Annotated in this window: 18 protein-coding genes; 10 read left to right on the top strand and 8 right to left on the bottom strand. The window is 38.7% G+C overall.

Translation table 11 applies throughout. The annotated features are described in order from the left end of the window. The first annotated feature begins 164 nt into the window (after window positions 1–164). Window positions 165–584: a hypothetical protein gene (locus tag WC848_04275; GenBank protein ID MFA5961871.1), complete on the top strand. Its 420-nt coding sequence runs from the start codon at window positions 165–167 to the stop codon at window positions 582–584. Between the two features lie 482 nt (window positions 585–1,066). Here the strand turns inward: WC848_04275 and WC848_04280 are convergent, their stop codons facing one another. Further along, entirely contained in the window at window positions 1,067–1,285 is a 219-nt protein-coding gene (locus WC848_04280) for a hypothetical protein (GenBank protein ID MFA5961872.1), read from the bottom strand. A 1,285-nt stretch (window positions 1,286–2,570) separates the two neighbouring features. Between WC848_04280 and WC848_04285 the strand changes: the two genes are divergently transcribed. The 9 genes from WC848_04285 (at window position 2,571) to WC848_04325 (ending at window position 10,817) form a co-directional block, all read left to right on the top strand. Continuing rightward, window positions 2,571–3,521: a PEP/pyruvate-binding domain-containing protein gene (locus WC848_04285; GenBank protein ID MFA5961873.1), complete on the top strand. Its 951-nt coding sequence runs from the start codon at window positions 2,571–2,573 to the stop codon at window positions 3,519–3,521. A gap of 4 nt (window positions 3,522–3,525) precedes the next feature. Continuing rightward, on the top strand, window positions 3,526–4,383 hold the full coding sequence (locus WC848_04290) for a hypothetical protein (protein ID MFA5961874.1): 858 nt from the start codon (window positions 3,526–3,528) through the stop codon (window positions 4,381–4,383). A gap of 5 nt (window positions 4,384–4,388) precedes the next feature. After that, complete coding sequence (locus WC848_04295; GenBank protein MFA5961875.1) at window positions 4,389–5,873, top strand: PEP-utilizing enzyme; 1,485 nt, start codon at window positions 4,389–4,391, stop codon at window positions 5,871–5,873. A 448-nt stretch (window positions 5,874–6,321) separates the two neighbouring features. Then, window positions 6,322–6,705, top strand: coding sequence for a VOC family protein (locus WC848_04300; GenBank protein MFA5961876.1), 384 nt, complete (start codon window positions 6,322–6,324; stop codon window positions 6,703–6,705). A 255-nt stretch (window positions 6,706–6,960) separates the two neighbouring features. Further along, window positions 6,961–7,731 carry a class I SAM-dependent methyltransferase gene (locus WC848_04305; GenBank protein ID MFA5961877.1) on the top strand — a complete coding sequence of 257 codons (771 nt, stop codon included), beginning with the start codon at window positions 6,961–6,963 and terminating at the stop codon, window positions 7,729–7,731. A gap of 1,048 nt (window positions 7,732–8,779) precedes the next feature. Beyond that, window positions 8,780–9,535, top strand: coding sequence for a glycosyltransferase family A protein (locus tag WC848_04310; protein MFA5961878.1), 756 nt, complete (start codon window positions 8,780–8,782; stop codon window positions 9,533–9,535). Window positions 9,536–9,674: 139 nt separating this feature from the next. Further along, window positions 9,675–9,974 (top strand): nucleotidyltransferase family protein, encoded by a 300-nt coding sequence (locus WC848_04315; GenBank protein MFA5961879.1) that lies wholly within the window; start codon window positions 9,675–9,677, stop codon window positions 9,972–9,974. An 11-nt stretch (window positions 9,975–9,985) separates the two neighbouring features. Then, window positions 9,986–10,489, top strand: coding sequence for a nucleoside deaminase (locus WC848_04320; GenBank protein MFA5961880.1), 504 nt, complete (start codon window positions 9,986–9,988; stop codon window positions 10,487–10,489). 7 nt (window positions 10,490–10,496) lie between these two features. Then, window positions 10,497–10,817, top strand: a complete 321-nt coding sequence (locus tag WC848_04325; GenBank protein MFA5961881.1) for a hypothetical protein — start codon at window positions 10,497–10,499, stop codon at window positions 10,815–10,817. Between the two features lie 100 nt (window positions 10,818–10,917). Here the strand turns inward: WC848_04325 and murJ are convergent, their stop codons facing one another. The 7 genes from murJ to WC848_04360 form a co-directional block, all read right to left on the bottom strand. Beyond that, entirely contained in the window at window positions 10,918–12,564 is a 1,647-nt protein-coding gene (gene murJ, locus WC848_04330; protein ID MFA5961882.1) for a murein biosynthesis integral membrane protein MurJ, read from the bottom strand. A gap of 12 nt (window positions 12,565–12,576) precedes the next feature. Next, complete coding sequence (locus WC848_04335) at window positions 12,577–15,249, bottom strand: DUF4012 domain-containing protein (GenBank protein MFA5961883.1); 2,673 nt, start codon at window positions 15,247–15,249, stop codon at window positions 12,577–12,579. Between the two features lie 2 nt (window positions 15,250–15,251). Beyond that, a complete protein-coding gene (locus tag WC848_04340; GenBank protein ID MFA5961884.1) occupies window positions 15,252–16,379 on the bottom strand; it encodes a glycosyltransferase family 1 protein in 1,128 nt (375 codons plus the stop codon). A 151-nt stretch (window positions 16,380–16,530) separates the two neighbouring features. Beyond that, complete coding sequence (locus WC848_04345; protein ID MFA5961885.1) at window positions 16,531–17,694, bottom strand: glycosyltransferase family 1 protein; 1,164 nt, start codon at window positions 17,692–17,694, stop codon at window positions 16,531–16,533. Between the two features lie 9 nt (window positions 17,695–17,703). Further along, entirely contained in the window at window positions 17,704–18,306 is a 603-nt protein-coding gene (locus tag WC848_04350; GenBank protein MFA5961886.1) for a hypothetical protein, read from the bottom strand. An 11-nt stretch (window positions 18,307–18,317) separates the two neighbouring features. Beyond that, window positions 18,318–19,436: a glycosyltransferase gene (locus WC848_04355; protein MFA5961887.1), complete on the bottom strand. Its 1,119-nt coding sequence runs from the start codon at window positions 19,434–19,436 to the stop codon at window positions 18,318–18,320. A gap of 21 nt (window positions 19,437–19,457) precedes the next feature. Continuing rightward, complete coding sequence (locus WC848_04360) at window positions 19,458–20,873, bottom strand: sugar transferase (protein ID MFA5961888.1); 1,416 nt, start codon at window positions 20,871–20,873, stop codon at window positions 19,458–19,460. Window positions 20,874–20,891: the final 18 nt, after the last annotated feature.

A 20,891-nucleotide genomic window follows, 5' to 3' on the forward strand; every position in this document is an offset into this window, starting at 1 on the left:
TATTCTTTTAAAGAAGGCCTGAGATTACTTACCGCGCCTGCCACATCGCACAACTCTCGCTAGGCGGCTGTCGCCCAAATTCCGATGAGTACATCGGAACTTCGCATAGCTCAGCGTTAAACGAAATATCGAAAAGAAATACTTTTATATTTTGCAATATCAATATGAAGGAATCCATGATTTTTTCCAGCAAAGAACAAGAGCGTCCGTATAATCGGATGCCCATAACTGTCGAAATAGATGGTCGTCTTGAAAATGTCTGGACAAGATACCAACTTGGTCGTGAGGTAATAATTGCTGATTGCACTAAGTGTGGCAAAAAAGATCAGGAGCTTGAAATTCAGAAACCTGAAAATATAGAGATTGAGACGAGCGACCCAGAAATTAGGAAAGTGGTTTTAGAAAAATTGCAGTATCTTGTCCGAACAGTTGAAGAAAGAATGTCCGTTTGTGGCGATTGCTTTGACGATGACTTTTTGGCAAAACGAGCTGAATTATATGTCACCACGCTGGAGCAAGTTCAAAAAGAGATGGGCATCAACGTTGACCCTGAAGAACAACGAGAAAAAATCATGGACAGATAATTGATATTGCAAATTTTTTTATCGGAATTATTTCTTTTCGATACATCGTTTAACACGGCATATCCGGTTCAGGAATTTTTCACATTTATAATTCAAGGTAAGAAAAATTCCTTCTCCCAAATTTTTGTTCCGCTATCGCTACACAAAAACTTCAGATATACCGATACGTTGTGGCGAAATGTCACGCGCTCCGCTTGTTCCATTTCACCACAACGCTGAGCTATGCGAAGGGGCTATTCTTTTAAAGAAGGCCTGAGATTACTTACCGCGCCTGCCACATCGCACAACTCTCGCTAGGCGGCTGTCGCCCAAATTCCGATGAGTACATCGGAACTTCGCATAGCTCAGCGTTAAACGAAATTTTGTTCAAAAATATTTTTTTTATTAAGCCCTTTTGAAATTTTTTTGGAAAGAAAAAAGCCCCGTTGGAACGCTGTGTCCAACAGGGCTACTGGGATTAACGATGATATTGCTTGCACCAATTAACTAGTTAGTGTTTTGAGTTTCATTAGCATGTCAAAACCAATGGAAACTTCTTCCTTAGTCAGTACGCGCTTGGAGGCTGTTTCAAGAAGCTTTCCGACATGTCTAACTGCCTCCCGCGTGCCGTCCAACTGGTTCAGTTCGTGGCTTTCATTGCGCGTAACTACGCCGCTGAAGAAAAGATCTAACTTTGAGAGTGCTTTCGTTTCCTTTTCCATTTCACATATCCTCCTTATAGGTTGTTTGCCAGTTTTATAGTCACTGGACATTGCATTTAAGCACTTTTTGTAAGTAATGTCAATAACAGACGAAAAAATTTCAAAAGGGCTCTTTTAATAAGGAATTATTTTTGAACAAAACATCGTTTAGCAACTCATATCTGGTTACAGAAATTTGCATCAATAACTACCAATAAGGAGTGCAAATTTCTTCCACCCAAATTTTTGCCTCTTTAGCTCTTTTGATATAACATTAAGGAAGCGAGGCAAAAACTTCAGATATGGGTGACGTTAAGTGAAATTTTGTTCAAAAATATTTTATTAAATAGGCTCTTTTGAAATTTTTTTTGGAAAAGAAAACCCCGAGCGATATGTTACGCGCGGGGCTCGTTTTAACGGTCATCCTACTTCGGCCTCTTCCTGTAATGGAAAAGCTGAAACAACAGTATGAACGCTAATACACATCCGGGAGTCTGGGCTACAACAAGGAACCAATCGGGCTTTGTCCATCCATAAAGACTCCAAAGTGTGTACGTATAACACGCCGAGTAAATTAGAGACGGAGCGAGGCCGTCACAACTTTTGCGGCGATAATTTTTGACGATTTGTGCTGGAAGACCTACCAGGACAACCGTCAATGAAGCAATTGTTGCTAATATGCCAATAACAGACATCGGGCAATCCTCCTTTTGGTTAGTCGTTAATGGATTATTTATCCTATCAAACATGCCGCAAAAGTCAATAGCTTGGAACCAAAAAATTTCAAAAGAGCTTTCTTAAATAAGGAGTATATTTTTGAACAAAACATCACTTAACACGGCATATCTGGTTCAAGAATTTTTCATTAATTATATTCATAAGGAGTAAAAAATTCTTTCACCCAAATTTTTGTTTCTTCTTTTATTTTTAATATAATAAGGAAAAGAAACAAAAACTTCAGATGATGCCGATACGTTGTGGCGAAATGTCACGCGCTCCGCTTGTTCCATTTCACCACAACGCTGAGCTATGCGAAGGGGCTATTCTTTTAAAGAAGGCCTGAGATTACTTACCGCGCCTGCCACATCGCACAACTCTCGCTAGGCGGCTGTCGCCCAAATTCCGATGAGTACATCGGAACTTCGCATAGCTCAGCGTTAGCTGAAATATTCCTTTTCTTTTTTGGGCTATCGCCCAATTGTTTTAAAAAATTTTCAAATTTCTTTTTCATTTAATTAAAGAGGGGTATAAGGTGTTTTCTCCGCTCCGCTACGAAAACGATTTATTTATAGATTTTAATATCAACATGATACTAATAAAAACATTTCAACAAATCACAAAGTCTGATACTGCAATCGCAGGTGGCAAGGGTGCATCTCTCGGCGAAATGACGCAAGCAGGCATTTCTGTGCCGTCTGGTTTTGTAATTCTTTCAAATGTCTTTGAAAAATTTTTAGAAGTAACTGATTTGAATGTTGAAATAGAAGCAATCCTTGATTCGGTCAATCACGAGGAAATGCACACGGTTGAATATGCCTCGGAGAAAATTGAAGCGTTAATTCTTAACGCTGTAGTATCTAGAGACATTACAGATGAAATTCAAAAGTTTTTCGAAAGACTGGATTCAAAATTTGTAGCAGTCAGATCATCGGCTACCGCTGAAGATTCGATAAGCGCCGCGTGGGCGGGACAGCTTGAAAGCTATCTCAATACAACCGAAGAAAGCTTGCTTGAAAATGTGAAAAAATGTTGGGCTTCACTGTTCACGCCACGCGCTATTTTTTATCGATTTGAAAAGGGCTTATGCAAACAAAAAATATCCGTCGCTGTTGTTGTGCAAAAAATGATTGAAAGCGAAAAATCAGGCATTGCTTTTTCTGTCCACCCTGTCACACAAGACAGAAATCAGCTTATTATTGAGGCGGGATTTGGACTTGGAGAAGCAATAGTCGGCGGTGAAATTACACCAGATAGTTATGTTGTTGAAAAAGAGCCGAGAAGAATCATCGATATAAATATCAACACGCAAACAAAGGGACTTTATAGATCAAAAGAAGCTGGTAACGAATGGGTTAGCATTAGCGAGCCAAAAGCATCATCTCAAGTATTGAATGAGAAACAAATTTTTAAATTATCGGAAATTATCTTAAATATTGAAAATCATTATGGTTTTCCGTGTGATATCGAATGGGCGATTGAAAATGATATAATATACATTGTACAAAGCAGACCAATCACTACGTTAACCAATTTATAATTTTATGGAAAAAGTACCAAAAATAAACATTTCACAAAAGGATACTAATGATTCAGTTGAATTTATTCGACATAGCAAATCAAGCTATAAAACTTATGGCGATATTTTGAAATCAGAGAACCCGAAAGCAGAATTTGACAAAGAAAATCAAAGCACTCCAGATTTAACAGGAGCTGGTATTGAAATGGCCAAACAAGAAGCAGAGAGTTTTTTCGGCAAATTAAACCCTGATACAGATTCGTTGTTTATTGCTTCCAGTAACGAAGCGCGAGCCATCGAAACCGCAAATATCTATCGCACAATAGCTCATACAAAAGGATTTATGATTCTTAAGCCAGAACACGCAAGAAGCGGTTTGTCAGAAGAACTTGCGGAGGGTGAAATTCGTGTAATTGACAGTCTTTCAATAAATTCTAAATACTTGTTGATTGAAAGCTTGTTTAATTCGCCTGCTAAGCGTGGAGATATTAACTGGGGTGCAGTTGAACCAGAATTTAAAGCAAAATATGACGAAGCATCAAAAATTATAGAAGCTGATGACCAGGGGTCTTATGGCGGAAATCTTGCAAAACATGGAGAAAAAATAAAAGTAATTTTCCCAGAAATTGAGACGGCGGAAGAATTATTCAATGAACAGTTCCAAAACCTGAAACGACTGGCAAAATTTGGTGTCAAAAAAGCGCAGGAAAGCGGCCATGAAAAAAATATTAAAATATTAGCCTTTGGACACGAAAATTATTTAATGCATGTAATCCAAGATATTTTTCAGGAGGAAGGAATCAATAATTGTGAAACTATGCATATAGAGGTTGAGGGAGAAAATATCGTCGCTAATTTCCGCGGAAAGGAAGCTAATTTATAAAAAATATGGAAAAATTAAAATTTCAAAAAATGTGGGAAGCGGCAGATACTTTTGTTTTTGATATTGACACAGGGTCAATTCTTCCCATCGTTGATACGCTTTCAAAAGTTGCCTCATTTGCTGATAAGCACTGGTTTTATTATTATGAAAATGGTATTGGGGCAGCTTATTATGAGGAGGGCGAAATGAAAAAAGCGGCTGAAGCTGGGCTAAAAGATTTTTCAGACATTGAATATCGAAATAAATATTTCGCAGATATAAAGACACTGCTCGAATCTGAGACAAGATTATATCAAAAAATTGAAGAAACCGATTTTTCAAAAATTTCAAATTCAGAGTTAAAAGATTTTTTACAAAAATCAGTAGATGTTGTGGTGAAAAACTTCGGTTATTATCTCGCTTGCCAACCGCAGTGTGTTTCACTTATAGAAAAAAGTGTTCAACAAAAGTTAGTAGCAGTTGTTCCAGAAAATAAAATAATTGATGCTTTTACTCTTTTATCAACACCAACCACTTATACAAAAATTAGAAGGGAAGAACAAGATTGGCTTAATTTTATAATTAAATCAAAAAAAGAAAATCTTTCAGAAAATGACAACAAAGTGCTTGTACTCAAGCACTACAAAGAATATTTCCTGCTTAACGCTGCTGATGGCCATGAGCCATGGACATTAGAGTATTTTGCCAATAAATTCTTAAATGATAGCAAATTACAATTAGCCAATCTTGAGAATAGGCTTTCAGAGATTGCAAAGTCATCAGAAGAAATTGAAAAACAGAAAACAGAATTTATTAAGATGTATAATATCAAGTCGGATATTGTAGATGATTGCAATTTACTTGCTGAAATCGGGCATTGGAGATTGGAAATGAGATTTGTTTGGATGCCTGGTTATTATTACGACAAGCATATTTTGAATGAGGTAGCAAAAAGATTTTCTTGTGATCAGACTTTAATTCGTTTTGCGACAATCAAAGAGATAATGACACTTTTCGAAGGTGCATCATTAGAAAAAGTCGAATTAGAAAACAGAAACAAAGCGTTCTTATTTGCTATTGAAAATGAAAAGGTCTTTGTGCTTTCTGGCACAGAAGCACAAAAAAAACTTATTGAATATGTCCCACTCGTAAATAATAGTGGCGTGCGAGAGTTTAAGGGAAATATCGCAATGAAGGGAAAAATTAAAGCAAAGGTATTGGTTTACAAATGGAGCGATAACATGCAAGAAAAACTTTCTTTAGTAAATGGAGAGTTTATCATTGTTGCTGGACAAACGCGACCACAGCTCATGCCTCTTATTGTAAAAAGTAGCGGTATTGTAACTGATGAAGGCGGAATAACTTCTCATGCGGCGATTGTTTCCCGAGAACTTGGCATTCCTTGCATAATTGGAACAAAAATCGCCACTCAAGTTTTAAATGATGGTGACTTAATTGAGGTTGATGCTAATGAAGGAATCATTACGATTATTAAAAAGTACAATGAATAATAAGGAGTTTTGGATTTTGGGCATTCACCCCTACCCCTCTGCCCAAAATCCAAAACGGAAAAAGAAATTTGAAAATTTTTTAAAACAATTCCGACTGCTGTCGGAAAAAAGAAAAGGAATACATCAGCTAACAACGAGTATCCGGTTACGGCTTTTATCCAAAAGCCTCCACCCAAATTTTTCTTTCGCTCCGCCACAGAAAAACTTCGGATACTCGTAACGTTGTGGCGAAATGTCACGCGCTCCGCTTGTTCCATTTCACCACAACGCTGAGCTATGCGAAGGGGCTATTCTTTTAAAGAAGGCCTGAGATTACTTACCGCGCCTGCCACATCGCACAACTCTCGCTAGGCGGCTGTCGCCCAAATTCCGATGAGTACATCGGAACTTCACATAGCTCAGCGTTGTGTGAAATAAAAATTTTGCTATTCCATTAACCAATAAAAATATGATTTTAAAAAAAGTCAATCACATTGCCATCATCGTTTCAAATTTTGAAATTTCGAAAGACTTTTATGTGAATAAGCTTGGCTTTCAAATAATTCACCAAATAGATCGTCCTGAAAGGCACTCTTCAGTACTATATTTAAATGCTGGCAATGTGATTATTGAATTATTTTCTTTCCCTTCTCCGCCAGAACGTCCTTCTTATCCCGAGGCTTGCGGACTTAGACATTTAGCATTCGACGTAGAGAATTTTGATGAAGCTATTGGCAAACTAAACAATCTCGAAATAGAAACCGAGCCGGTTCGCATAGATGACAGGACGGGAAAGAAAATGACTTTTTTTAAAGACCCTGATGATTTGCCATTAGAGATTTGTGAGGTGTAACGAACGCAAAATTTTTACATCACATAACAAGGAATATCAGGTTTAAAAAATTTGCGTAATTATATATTCAAGGTATGCAAATTTTTTTCTCCCAAATTGCGCTGACGACATTTCAAGTTTAGTGATATAATTTTAACAAGTGGATTTTTAAAGTTTCGGCCTATAAACATGGGCGCAACTTCTGATATTCCTAAACGTTGTGGCGAAATTCAAAAAAGATTTTTTATTTTTATAAGCCCAAAATTTTATTTTTTTATGCCAACAGACAAACGAACAATTAAATCCTACGACAACTATGCCGACAACTGGGCAAGGAAGTTACGAAGCGGGAATAATCATGCCCACAAGTATTTGGAAAAGCCGGCGATGTATAAGAAGCTTCCTGATCTAAAAGGAAAAAGTGTTTTGTGTGTTGGTTGTGGCACGGGCGAGGAATGTGAACACCTGGCCAAGCTTGGCGCGAAAAAAGTTGTCGGCATAGATATTTCAAAGGGTTTGATTGAAGTCGCCAAACAAAGTTATCCTGACCTTGAATTCCGTGTCATGGATATGGAGAGAATCAATTTTTCTGGCAATTCTTTTGATTTTGTTTACTCCAGCTTAACAATGCACTACGTGAAAGATTGGACAAAAACCTTGCGTGGTATTTACAAAGTTTTAAAAAAGAATGGCACTTTCCTTTTCTCCACACATCATCCAGTCAAATGGAGTGCTGAAGTCAACCGCTATAATGGTAAGAATACGTTTTTGCTAGGATATGAAAAATATGAGTCAGGAGAATGCAAGGTTTTTGGCGACTATCTAAACGCCAGAAAAATTGATGACATTTGGTTTAATGAATTCAAGGTCAGTTATTATCATCGTCCGTTGGCAGAAATCATAAAGGATATCATAAAAAGCGAATTTTTTATTTCGGATTTTATTGAGCCAAAACCCACAAAGGGCGTCATCAAGGAAAAACCAAATTTCTATGACATCCATACAAAAATTCCGCTTTTTATGATTTTTGAATTAAGAAAAAAATAAAATTTTAGGCTTATAAATTCAATAAGGAAGAAATCTTTTTTGAACATCGCACAACACGGCATATCCGGCTCAGAAAATTGACGCATTTATATTTCAAAAGAGTATCAATTTTCTTCGACCCAAATTTTTATTTCTTCTTTTCTTTTGTAAATACAATTAGGAAAAGAAACAAAAACTTCGGATGATGCCGAAACGTTGTGGCGAAATGTCACGCGCTCCGCTTGTTCCATTTCACCACAACGCTGAGCTATGCGAAGGGGCTATTCTTTTAAAGAAGGCCTGAGATTACTTACCGCGCCTGCCACATCGCACAACTCTCGCTAGGCGGCTGTCGCCCAAATTCCGATGAGTACATCGGAACTTCGCATAGCTCAGCGTTAAATGAAATTGGCGTTGACTTTTATAAGCATTTCTGCTAATTTAAGTCATCAGCTATCAAATAGTATATCTGTATTTCAATGGCCAACTTCACTTAACAAGTGATATGAGACTGCGAGGAATGATAAATTTATTTTTGTCTTTTGAAAATTGAATAAAAAATTAGAATTGGGCTCGTAAGAAAAAACCATAAACCGATGGAGGTGTGAAATGAAAAACTTAAGTTTCGCAGATATTTTAATTTGTATCATTGTAAGTGGCGTTATTTCAATTGAAATCATGACCATCGTTCTTTCCTGCACTAATGTTTCCCGCCTTGTGTCTCATGAAACATTGTCCAACATAATAATCACGCTGTATTTTGCGGCATATCTTCTTATCTTGCACATTCTCTCGCTATCGAGGTATTTTCGTAATAAAACCGCTTAATAAGCACCAATGGGGAGGCTATGTTGTAGCCTCCCCGCCCAATTCTAATTTTTTATTCTTAGTAAGTAGTGACAAAAATAAATTTATCATTTCTCTCCGTCCAAATTTTTATTTTTCTCTTCTCTATAACTTAAATTAAGGAAGAAAAATAAAAACTTCTCATATCACTAACGTTGTGGCGAAATGTCACGCGCTCCGCTTGTTCCATTTCACCACAACGAAATTATAAAAATTTATTTCTATGAGCATTAAAAAAGTGAGCCAAATTAAACCATCCTTAGCTATTTGTATCCCTACATGGAATAGAGGGGAACTTTTTAAAATTTGTTTTACTTCTTTACTTTCAAATCTCAAAGGATTAGACGCTACAATTTGGATAATGAATAACGGTAGTGACTCTAAAACTCGAAAGATAGTTGAAGGTTTAAAAAGTGATCAAGTCAGAATCAATAAAATATTTTTTCCTGAAAACATGGGGATACCTTATGTCGCAAATGTATTTGCCAAGGTTATTCAGGAGGATTGTGATTATGTGAATTACAAATCGCCACAATACGTTATGATTATGGATGCTGATGCTTATTTCAAGAAACCGGTCAAAGACTTGGTTGAACTTTGTTCTGAGCATTATCAAATTGGACTGATTAGTGGTCATGACTCTATAGAACACAAAGCGATTTCGGAAAAGAAAATCAAACTACACGGAAAAAATATTTTAATGAAAGAGAAGGATAACGAGAGGATGATAACAATGTTGATGAAGAAAGAAGAGTTTGTGCGATGTTATCCGTTTCCCCACTTCAGGAACAGAGACGTTGACTGGGAGCTGGCTCAATGGAATCCTAATTCAATGAAAAAACGAAATAGACGTATTTTTGTTGCTTGCGATTACGTCTTGCACCTCGGTATAGATACAAGCACATGGAATAAATCAAAAGAAATTCTTGCAACAGAACAAGAGGTGAAAGAAGTAAAACAAATTTTAAAAAGGAAATAAATTTTTATAACATCGTCTAACACTCGACATCTGTAAAGGCTACGCCACATTTCAATTCGCTTCGCTTTATTGAAACGTCGGATATCGAGAAACGTTAAGTGAAATTGCTCAATTTTAAATCTTTTGCTACAATATATTCATGACTACATTAACTATCAAAAATCAAATAGTCCCCATTTTAAAGCACCAAGGAGTTCTCAGGGCGTCTATTTTCGGCTCGTTCGCTAGAGGCGAAGAAACAAAGAAAAGTGATGTTGATATTCTCGTGAAACTTGACAAAAATAAGAGCCTTCTTGATCTCGTTGGGCTTAAAATTGAACTAGAAGATAAGCTCGGCAGAAATGTTGATGTGCTTACTTATGACGGAATCAACCATCGTCTCAAGGATATTATTTTAAAAGAGCACAAAATAATTTATGAAAAAGCCAAAAGATCCTAAAATACAATGCTATGCCCACAAAAAAACAAGACCAAGAATTTATCCGCCGTTGCATCGAGTTATCTGAAAAATCCCTTGAAAAAGGCGACGCTCCGTTCGGAGCGCTGATTGTCAGAGATGGAAAAATAATTGCGCAGGCGTCTAATAATGCGGCTGGAAAAATCTACGAACACGCGGAAGTGCTTGCTTTGGACAAGGCGCATAAGCACCTAAAAACATCCCACCTGAAAGATTGTACGCTTTATTCCAATTGCGAGCCCTGCCCGATGTGTTCTTTCATGGCTCGAGAATACAAAGTTAGCCGGGTCGTCTTCGCCTTACCCTCGCCTTTTATGGGCGGACACACTAAGTGGAATATTTTGGGCAATAAGAAACTTTCTCAATTTAAACCCTATTTCGATGCTCCCCCTGAAGTAATTTCAGGAATTTTAGAAAAGGAAGCCAAAAAAATTTTTAATAAAACTCCTCTTTGGATGTTTGGCAGTGAAATAAAACCGCCAAGCAAACTAACCTGATCAAATTATGTTTTCAATTTCATACCTTCGTCATTTTCGCTTCGGCGAATACGCCATCTTTGATTTTGGTGTGGCTTTTTTAGGCTTATTTTTGTTATCTCCCCTGCTCTCCTGGCTATTTCGCAAATTATTCAATTTAGAAATTCCCAAAAAAAATTGGGTCTTTTTGACACTACCGATCGGCATCGTGACACACCTTATTACCAGACCGATCACGCCACTGACCAAAAATTTTCTCGATCCGCATAGTCACTATCTTTTGAAAATTACAATTTTTATTTTATTGTTTTTGGGGCTGAGGAATATTAAAAAAGTAGCCAAAACTTAATTTGTCTACAATTTATTACCCTTGCCCTCACCTGTCACGTGCTCGTGACATCCCTGCCTACCGGCAGGCAGGCTCTCCCAAAGGGCGAGGAGGATTCACCTTATACTCCACTAACCTCACCAGTATTCTCGGTGATATTTTTTTTGTCTTTGAAAATTTTTCTGGTTAGGGATTTTTTGAAACTCACATATTCTTCCAGTTGTAAAGAGTGGCAAAGAATGAGGAAGATTAAAATCCCGATTGCTCCGGGGATAATGAGCTGGGCAAACACACCTAAAAAAGTATCCAGATCCACAAATCTAGCGACCACATATTTGAAAATTTGCACTCCGATACCGGAAAAAATTGCCGCCAAGGAGATCTGTCCGATTGATTTTATAATTTTTTTGTCCCCCAAATCATCAAATTTGGAACGCAGTGCGAAAAATAGCAGGAGCATCTGAACAAGACTGGTGAGAGAAAACGCCATCGCTAGCCCCTGGATGCCAAACCTGTCGATCAAAAGTAACACTGCCGTGATATTGATCAGCTCGCTGAAAATCGCGATGTAAAACGGTGTTTTGGTATTTTGAATAGCATAGAATGATCGGGTGAGTAGTGGAATGACACTTTGCGCGAAAAGACTGAGCGTGAAATATTTCAGACATTCAAATGTTTGCGTCGTATCATTCCAATCAAATTTTCCCGCACCAAGCGTCACGCGGACGATTTGTGCGCGCAAAAGTAGGATAAAAATACTCAGTGGCACGACAAAAAACATAATTTGACAAAATGTTTGGGCAAAAGTTTGGGCAAAATTTTTCCGATTGTCCGTCGCCCAAAAAGCCGAGAGGGTCGGGAAAGCAGCGATAGAAAAAGAGACGCCAAAAATTCCCAATGGCACACTTTGCAGATTTTGGGCAAAGTTAAAGATCGAGAGACTGCCGGCAGCAAGCGTCGAAGCAAAAATTGTGATGACAAAAAGATTGGCTTGTGAAACGGCAATTCCCATCGTCCGCGGAATCATTAGTTTTGCGATGTGGCGGATGTCCTTGTCATAAAAATATTTGCGAAAAGCCAAGTTGTGCCGAAAACCCAAATGCCTCGCCGCGGGATATTGGACTAACATATGCAATGACGCTCCAAGAACCACTCCCCAGGCTAGACCGATCGGACCCCATAATCTCACAAAAAAAACTACCCCCAAGATGATGCCAAGATTGTAGAAAATCGGCGCAAACGAATAGATCAGAAAGCGCTTGTAGGAAGTCAGAATTCCTCCGAAAATTCCGCTGATTCCCAGAAAAATAGGACTGAGAAACATTATCCGCGTGAACATGACGACTCGCGCCATCTTGTCCGCCGGAAAGCCTGGTGTGATCAGTTTCATCAGATAGGGCGCAAAAAGACAAAAAATCAATGACAGAAGAATCACGAAGGTTATGACCAGATTCATCACGCCGTTGGCCATTTCCCATGCCTCTTTGTCCTTTTTTTGACTGATCAGCGTTGTGAAAACCGGGATAAAAGCCGCACTCAATGCGCCAAGAATCAGAACATTATAGATCAGGTCAGGAATGCGAAAAGCAGCATAATAGACATCAAGCGTGTCGCCGGCTCCGAACGTCGAAGCCAAAAAGCGATCCCGGACAAGACCAAGAATCCGACTCGCTAGTCCCGCAATCGTAATCACAAAAGCGGCCGAAATTACCGAATGCGATGGCTCAGAGTTCAGTAATAATTTATTATTAAGAAATTTTCTTATCACAAAAATTTAGTGCTAGGGGTTACTTTTCTCAAATGCTACACCGACAAATCTATCTATTTTCAAATCACTATCTAACTCAAAACCTTTTTTATTTTCTTCCCCGGTGGAAAAATTCGTCATATTCTCACTAGGATATTTCCAAATTGTTTTATAAAAATCGGGGTAAATTATATCTGTGGAAAATTTACTACTCACACTGCCGGATTGTTTTTGCGCTAAAAGTGAATAAGTATCGGCTGGTTTCGTAGTTAAATTGGTATCTAATTTAAATGGCAAAATGTAGGAATATTTCATCGTAGCTGACTCCTGTGGACTGACATAGATCCAATTCGCAAAGACGGTCTTATCAGATTCATTATAAATCCGTGTTCCATTTTGCGGATCGATAATTGTTCCATCTTCTTCCATTTCCACCTGCGCATCATGCTTGAAGCCTAAGGCCTGATAATCAATCGGAGGAGAGTCAAATTCTTGAGTCTGGCCGGAAACACTGATCAATTTCGACCCCTTAGGTACGTAGACGCGCATATAGTCCGCATTGACCCTGTTCCACCAAACATATGGCGTATTACCTCCATTATGATGCCTGGTTATTGTCACAGTGTCAATAATTGACCCGTCAGTCTGGATTTCCGCCCTATGAGCGATTGTTTCATCAATTACCCCATCAGTTTTGTAGCCATTAATATTGGTATTAATCACGGAAAGATAATCTTTGTCCGTGTTCAAAACTTCTCCTGACCAGCCGTTATTTGAAAGCATTGTTTCGATGTTATAGTTTTTGGAATAAATCAATATGTGTTTTTCATTTAGACTCGCCAGAAGCACATCCATCGTTTTGGATATATCAGAAATATTTTTTGCATTGAAGATGCGATCAAGAATCTTTGGTGCCAGATCGGCCAGAATTTTTTTTGGCTGATTTTCTTCTTTATCATAGTTAATTTCCACTTCAGTCTGGATATTCTCCATAAAATTATCCTTGTCGATGGTCACGCCATAGTCAGACATTTCAATCGGTCCAGTAATTTCCAAAAGTCTTTGCATGACAGTCGGCGTCATCGTGATCACCCCATCCACTGTCGGTCCGCCAGTTTTTTCATAAAACCAACAGGCCTTCTCTGCTGACACTGGAAAATCGGGAAACCAATTGCTATCATGCAAGCTCCAGGCAGCGCTGATTTTTTGGATCGGCGCCGGTGGAATCACTTTCTCTCTCAACTGTCCATCTGGATTGAAAATTCCATCCACGAAAAAACTTCTCACATTGCCATCCGCTATATCCAAAACAGCATAGGTTCCTATAAACCCACCAGTGGCCCGCATCTCTTGATTATTTTGGAAGAGAAAGAGGTATTTACGCGGACCATTCCCACCCAAAACATCCGTCAAGACTTTTTCTTCTTCAGAAAAGCTAGAGACGAATTTATTGATTTCTGGTAATTTGTTTTTTAGATCAATAAATTGATTCCGCTGTTCAGCAGGAATATCTTCAAGGTTGATATTATCCAAATTACCCTGAAGATCATTCATGCGTATGGCAATCTCAGTCAGATTTTGATCCACGTTTTGAAAAATTTTCAAATATGCAATTGGTTCATCACTGCCGAGCGGATTTTTAATTTCATTTAGCGTTTTCAGAATGTCCGTTGCCAACACGCCGATGCGGGAAATATTTTTTCCCGCATCGGAGAGTTGTTCTCCAGAAGAAAGTTTAGAGAGATATGGGAAAAACTTGGACGATTCTACTAAGACATTTCCCAAACTATTAATGTCAGATTGGACAGTATTGAAACGATCGTAAGCATCATTGAATTTGAGAATCGCACTGTCAAAATTACGCTCTTTTATGCCCTCTTTCGCTTCATTTAGGCTGGCATAAGCGATCTTGCCATTTTCAATGGCCAAGTTCTTGACCCGCAAACTGCGATAAAAAAATCCGACGCCAAAAACGAGAAAAAAAACACACGCCGCCATAGCGACAAAAGAAAATACGGTCCGCTTTTTTGGCGGATTGTCTTTTTGATCGAAAGAGGCTTCCGGTTTAGATGCGAATAGGGCAAAAAAATTCTTGACCGAATTGGAGTGTGATTTATTTTTTCGCTTTTTCTGTTTTTTTGCTGCAAGCTTTGCTTGCTTTATTTTTTCGAGAGCCTTTTCTTTTTGTAGCAACTTCAGTTTTTGCTCTTCAATTTTTTGTTGTTTTTTTAGCTGAACTTGCAGTAAGGCATCTTGTCGCCTTTCCATCTCTGCTTGTCTTTCTGCTTGCTCACGCGCCAGAGCGAACTCAATCTTTTTTTCCAGACGAAGCTTTTTTTCTTCTGCCAATCTTTTTTCCAAAAGAGCCTTCTCGTTTTTCACTAGGACAATATGATCAGTATTAATGTTTTCAGAAACGCTGATGCTGGCAACTTTGTTTTTTAGCGAAGTCATCTTCTTTTCTTCATCGATGAATCGTCTAAATCTTCTTGCCTCGTCCTCACAGGGAGTCGTCTGGCGCACATCATAGAAAACTGCTGCCGATCTTAACTTTGACGGTTCCGTTTTTAATGATAGCCGTTCCAGTTTTAGGATACGAGTTGGTCGGTTTATTTTTTTCAAATCCAAATTACCATCTTTGTCAACCGGCTTGACATCAAACATTTTAGGGGAAATTCTATTTTTGGATTTCTTTGTGTGTTGCATTTTTATATCTTAATACTCTCATATATTCCCAAAGTCTCCTTGGCCATTCTTTTCCAGCTATACTTCCTGATCTGGGCATAGCCTGCCGCAATCATTTTTTTTCTCAAGATATTATCGGTTAGTATCGTATCGATTGCCTGCGCTATCTCCGTCTTATTTTTTCCGTTAAAATAATAGGCACTGTCCTCGAGAATTTCCTGCATGCAGGGATGATTGGATGAAATCACTGGCGTTCCCTTGGCCATCGCTTCAAGCGGGGGTAGTCCAAATCCTTCGTAGAGCGAAGGGAAAACATAAGCTTTGGCGTTATGTTGCAAGGTATCCAGTTCATAATCTGGGACGTGACCGGCAAAGATAATTTTTTGGATCTTCTCCGCAATGATCAGTTTTTTTAATCTCAGATAGAAATAATCCTCCTTCCCCACAAAGACCAGCCTAAGATCTGGATATTTCGTGGAAAGTGAAGAAAAAGCCCGGACTAAATTTTCTAAATTTTTATGCGGATAGGCATTCCCGACATAGATCAGGTATGGTTTTATTATACCATAATATTCCAAAATTTTATCATCTCTGTTAGGACTCAACATGCAGAAATCCTCACAGGCCTCATATGTAACTACCACCTTATCTTCCGCTATATTTTGGTAGTTTTCCAAAATATCTTTTTTGGTGAAATGAGAAACAGCAATAATCTTTTCTGAGCGTCTAACGGCCGAGTTTATAATCAGGCGATAAGCTAGAAATTTCAACCGATAGAACAGTGGATTGAGCGTGGTATTTTTGATCGTGGGGAAATGGATCAAGATCAGATCGTGAATTGTAACAATAAATTTCTTCCGATAAAAAATTGGCACATTGAAATGCGGAAAATGCACCAGGTCCAGCTTGTATCCCCTTAGCATCCATGGAAAAAAAAGTTGCTCGGCAAATGAATACCAATGATAATTTGCCAGAACTTTTTTGAATTGAGAATTTTTAGGTTGGTACTCATCATAATTTTCCTTTTTGAGAAAAACAAAATATTCATTGACTGGATCAATTTCCTCTAATTTTTCGATCAATTTTTGCGTATAACGCCCCAGCCCCTTGCCCACCGAGCCAAAAAAGCGCGCATCAATTCCAATCTTCATGAAATATTTATGAATTACCTGCCCGCATCGCTACGCGAAGCGTTGCAGGCGGGCAAGTTTGCAAATATAATAATAAATTTTTAACTTTTCGTACCTAACTTCTTTTTAGTTAACTTAATTTAATTATACCATTTTTAATCCAATAAAAAAACTAAGCAGAAAAAAGTTCTAGAGTTTTTTCGGCGGTCTTTTTCCAGGTGAATTCTTGGGCTTTTTTTATTCCCCTATTGATCAATTTTTCACGCAAGTCTTTGTTTTTCAGAATCTGCTTTATCGCCTCAAGAATCTCTTCCGGTTTGTGCGGATCGATTAATATTGCACTGTCCGCGCAAATTTCAGGAAGTGATGAATTATTAGCAGCAATCACGGGCACGCCACAACGCATTGCTTCCAGTGGAGGAAAACCAAAGCCTTCAAAGAATGATGTGTAGATAAACAGTGCGGAAAGATTATAAACGTAAGCCTTGTCCTCATCAGCGATAAAGCCAGGTAAAATTATCTTTTCTCTAAATTCAGACCGCTCAATTTCAGCAAAAATCTCTTCCCCTAGCCAACCAGGCGATCCCGCTAGGACTAGTTTATATTTCAAAATATCTTGGTCTTTCTCGGTGACGGCAGAGGCCTGGAGGCGATTAAAGGCTTTGATTATTCCGAGGATATTCTTCCTTGGTTCAATTGTACCTAGATAAAGGATGAATTTAAATGGTAAATGATATTTTTCCTTGACTTCGATCAGTTTTGTGTTATTGCGATCAAGCACGTAAAAATCTTTCTCAATCGCACTTAGGATGGCGCAAATTTTTTTTTGGTTAATTTTGTATAAACTGGCAATATCCGTCGCGGAAGAGTCTGAAACTGTAATTATTTTATCAGCACGCCGACAAATTTTTTGGGGATTGATAAACACATGCCACAGGCGTCTTTTCCAAGAAAAATATTCCGGATATCTTTCAAAAGAGAGATCATGCATGGTCACAATCATCCGAACGTTTTCGCTTACCGCTCCAAAAAAAATATTAGGGAAAAAGACCACGTCTGCTCCGCCAACTAGTTTATCAATCTTGGGCCAGTCCAAGTACCAAAACAAGAAGTTCAATAACTTATTGGGTAGATGGACCTTTTTTAGTTGAACATTGGGATATTTCAAAAACAAATCAAAATCAAAACCGGGCGCTTTCCATGCACTAAAAAACAAGATATATTCATTATTTTTGTCCAATTCAAACAGGTTTAAAAGAAGCCCTAGTGTATATTCTTCCACTCCAGTTCTCCTCCCTTCTGAAAGACAGCGCACATCGATGCAGATCGTTGCCATTACTTTTCGTTATTTTAAATAATGCCGGAACATGACTGCCCAAAAGGCCAAAAAAATCGACCCGCAAAAAATCGCCAACATGACGAGCGAGCTGGCTTCTTCGATCCGAATGACCGGATCACTTGATAATACCTCAAACCAGGTATTTTCATTTTGATCCTTGTTTAAATTTTGCACATTCTGGGAAACAATTTTTGCCACGGACGAAGCAATCTTATGAGAAATCTTTTCATCAGGGGCGGAAAAACTAACCGCAATAAGCTGGGAAGATAATTTGTCAGCAGAGATACTTTTGGTCAATCTTTTTAAGCTATAATCCGCTGTATTGATCCCCGCTTCGGTGTAAATATCTTCTTCCACGCGAGGACTTTTCAGCCATTCTACAACAGTCTCCGCAAATTTTTCATCCGCTTGCAGACGATAAAAGTCGTCATATTTATAATCCGGCGTATCCTGGACGCCGCTGCGGGTGACATTCAACGTCAGTGATGTTGCATAGGAAGCGGGACGCGAAATAAGATAACCAGAAACAATCGCAAAAAGAACAACAGCGGTTCCAATGAATACACGTAGATTATTCTTAATTATCTTGAAATATTCTTTTAGTTCCATATTGGTGCTTTTTAAGGATTAGACTTGGCTTGCTTTTCTAAATGTACTGCCAGTTCTTTTTCAATATAGTTTTTAATCTTTTCTTTAAAAATTTTCTTGTCAAATCTTAAGGCTTTCTCTCTGATATATTTTGGATCATAATCACTTTCTTTAAATTGTTTAACTGCCGAGATAATATCCTCAACTGTTTGATGTTCAAAAAATATTCCTGTGACTCCCTCTTCAATGTGCTCGGGAATATCTCCCCCGCGATACGCAATGATCGGGCGACCAGAAGCCATTGCCTCTATCGCTGCAATGCCAAAATCTTCCTCTTGAGGGAAAATAAATGCCTTACAGCAAGAAAAATATCTAAATAGCTCTTTTTCTGGCACTCTTCCTAAAAATTCAATATTCGGTCCGGCAATTTTCTTAAGCCGATTAACTTCCGGTCCCCGACCTAATATTTTCAAGGGCAACTTCAGTTCATTAAAAGCTTTAATCGCAATATCGAAACGCTTATAGGCCATAAACCGTCCGGCCATCAAGAAATAGTCTTCCGTTTTTTCGCTAACATAGAAATTGTCAAAAGTTATCGGCGGATTGATGACAATAGAATCTCTTTTGTAATATTTCTTGATCCTCCTGGAAATAAAATTAGAGTTGGCAATAATTTTATCCGGGCGATCGGCACTGATCCTGTCCCAAATGCGGATATAGTTCATGAAAAATGGAACAATCTTCTTAATAAAGTTAGGAAAATAAAAATCAGTCGTATATTTATGACAATCATCCCAAGCATAACGCATCGGCGTGTGCATATAGCAGATATGCAACGTTTGCGGACCGGTAATGATGCCTTTGGCATAACTGGACGAATCAGAAAGCACAATGTCGTAGTTTGAAAAATCAAATTGCTCAATCGCCGCTGGCATTAGGGGTGGAAAAATTCGATGCCTCGTAGGAGCAAAGGGAATTCGTTGCAAATAGGAAGTTTTTATATTCCTATCTTCAAACATACCATGCATCAGTTTTTTGTCGTAAATTATTGTATAGATCGGCGCATAGGGGAAAAGTTCGCAAAAACAATCCAGCACTTTTTCTGCACCTCCACACTGAACCAGATAATCATGGGCTAAAGCGATCCGCATCTTTTTCTTTTTTAGGGATTCTTAGAGATTTCTGCGCTTAGAAAATAGCACACCAACAGTTTTGAGGCAAATTATGACGTCTAGTAGCATCGACCAATTCTCGATGTAGTAGAGATCTAATTTATATTCATCTTCAAAATCCAGATCCGACCGGCCGGAAATCTGCGCCATCCCGGAAACACCGGGCTTGATTGTAAGCAAACGACGATGATATTCCATGTATTTTTCAATCTCTCTTTCCTGATGCGGTCGTGGCCCGACCAAGCTCATCGAACCAAAAAGCACATTGAACAGTTGAGGCAATTCATCGATGGAATAGCGCTCGATGAAACTTCCCACGCGCGTACGCCGTGGATCAGCTTTAATCTTGTAGAGCGGACCGCGCCGGACACTTTGTTTTTCAATCAGTTGTTTTTCAAATTCAATCGCCTTTCGGCCCTCCGGAGTGGTCGGATCCGTACAATAGTCACAGCGCATATAGCGAAATTTGTAGACCGGGAACTTCTTTCCATCTCCCCCAACCCGTTCGTTTTTGTAAATAATCGGGCCCTTGCTATCGAGCTTGATTGCAATTGCCGTCAAGAGCATAATCGGCGAAGTAACGATAATTCCCAAAATAGAAAAAATAATATCAAAAGTTCTTTTGATGATTCTTGCCCAACCGTCCAGCGGGGTATTTTTAATCTCAATCAGCGGTTGTCCATCAAGCATCCCAATTTCGAATTTGAAGGTTTGCAATCCGGTCGGGATATATTTATAGACGATATTATGGATAGTGCAATAGTCGATCAATTTTTCCTGTTCGTCATCCGTAATGGAAGATTCGCAAAGAATAATTTCATCAATGCCCCGGTCTTCTTTGACTTTCTTGATCACTTTGAGATGCGCCGTATCGATCTGATCAACAACTTGGTAACCAAGGTTTTTATTTTCTTTGATCGTTCGCAAAATGACATTCATCTTAGAATTTTTTCCGATCAAGAGCACTCTATGCACGCCAATCCCCCGGTTGCGCAAAAACCATTTCTGCACCAACTGAAGCAGGTAGCGCGCGATCACGACATAGGTCGTTGCCAAAAGCCAAGCGGCTAAAATAATAAAGCGAGAAGAAAACCACTCTCGTTTCAAAAATATTGCCACAATAATAATGACCAGCCCGATAGAAGTGGCGCCAAAAATTTTCAGCGCTTCTTTCCAAAATTTTCGCGTGACGCGGATATCATAGAGTCCTTCGAAGGCATAAATCAAGATGAATAAGGGCGCCACCATAAAAATAATCCGCAGATAGATGTCAAACGGAAAAGAATAGAGTAGGGGCTTGAGTTGGATGATGCTAGGGACGTTGCGGACGGAAAAAGCGGTAAGGGCTGCCAGGATGATCATTGCAAAATCGACCGGAACCTGGATGGCACTAAAAAATAATTCGGATTTTTTCATAGCTTGCGTTTAAATTAA

The organism is Parcubacteria group bacterium, from assembly GCA_041659505.1.
Taxonomy (GTDB): domain Bacteria; phylum Patescibacteriota; class Minisyncoccia; order Moranbacterales; family UBA2206; genus UBA9630.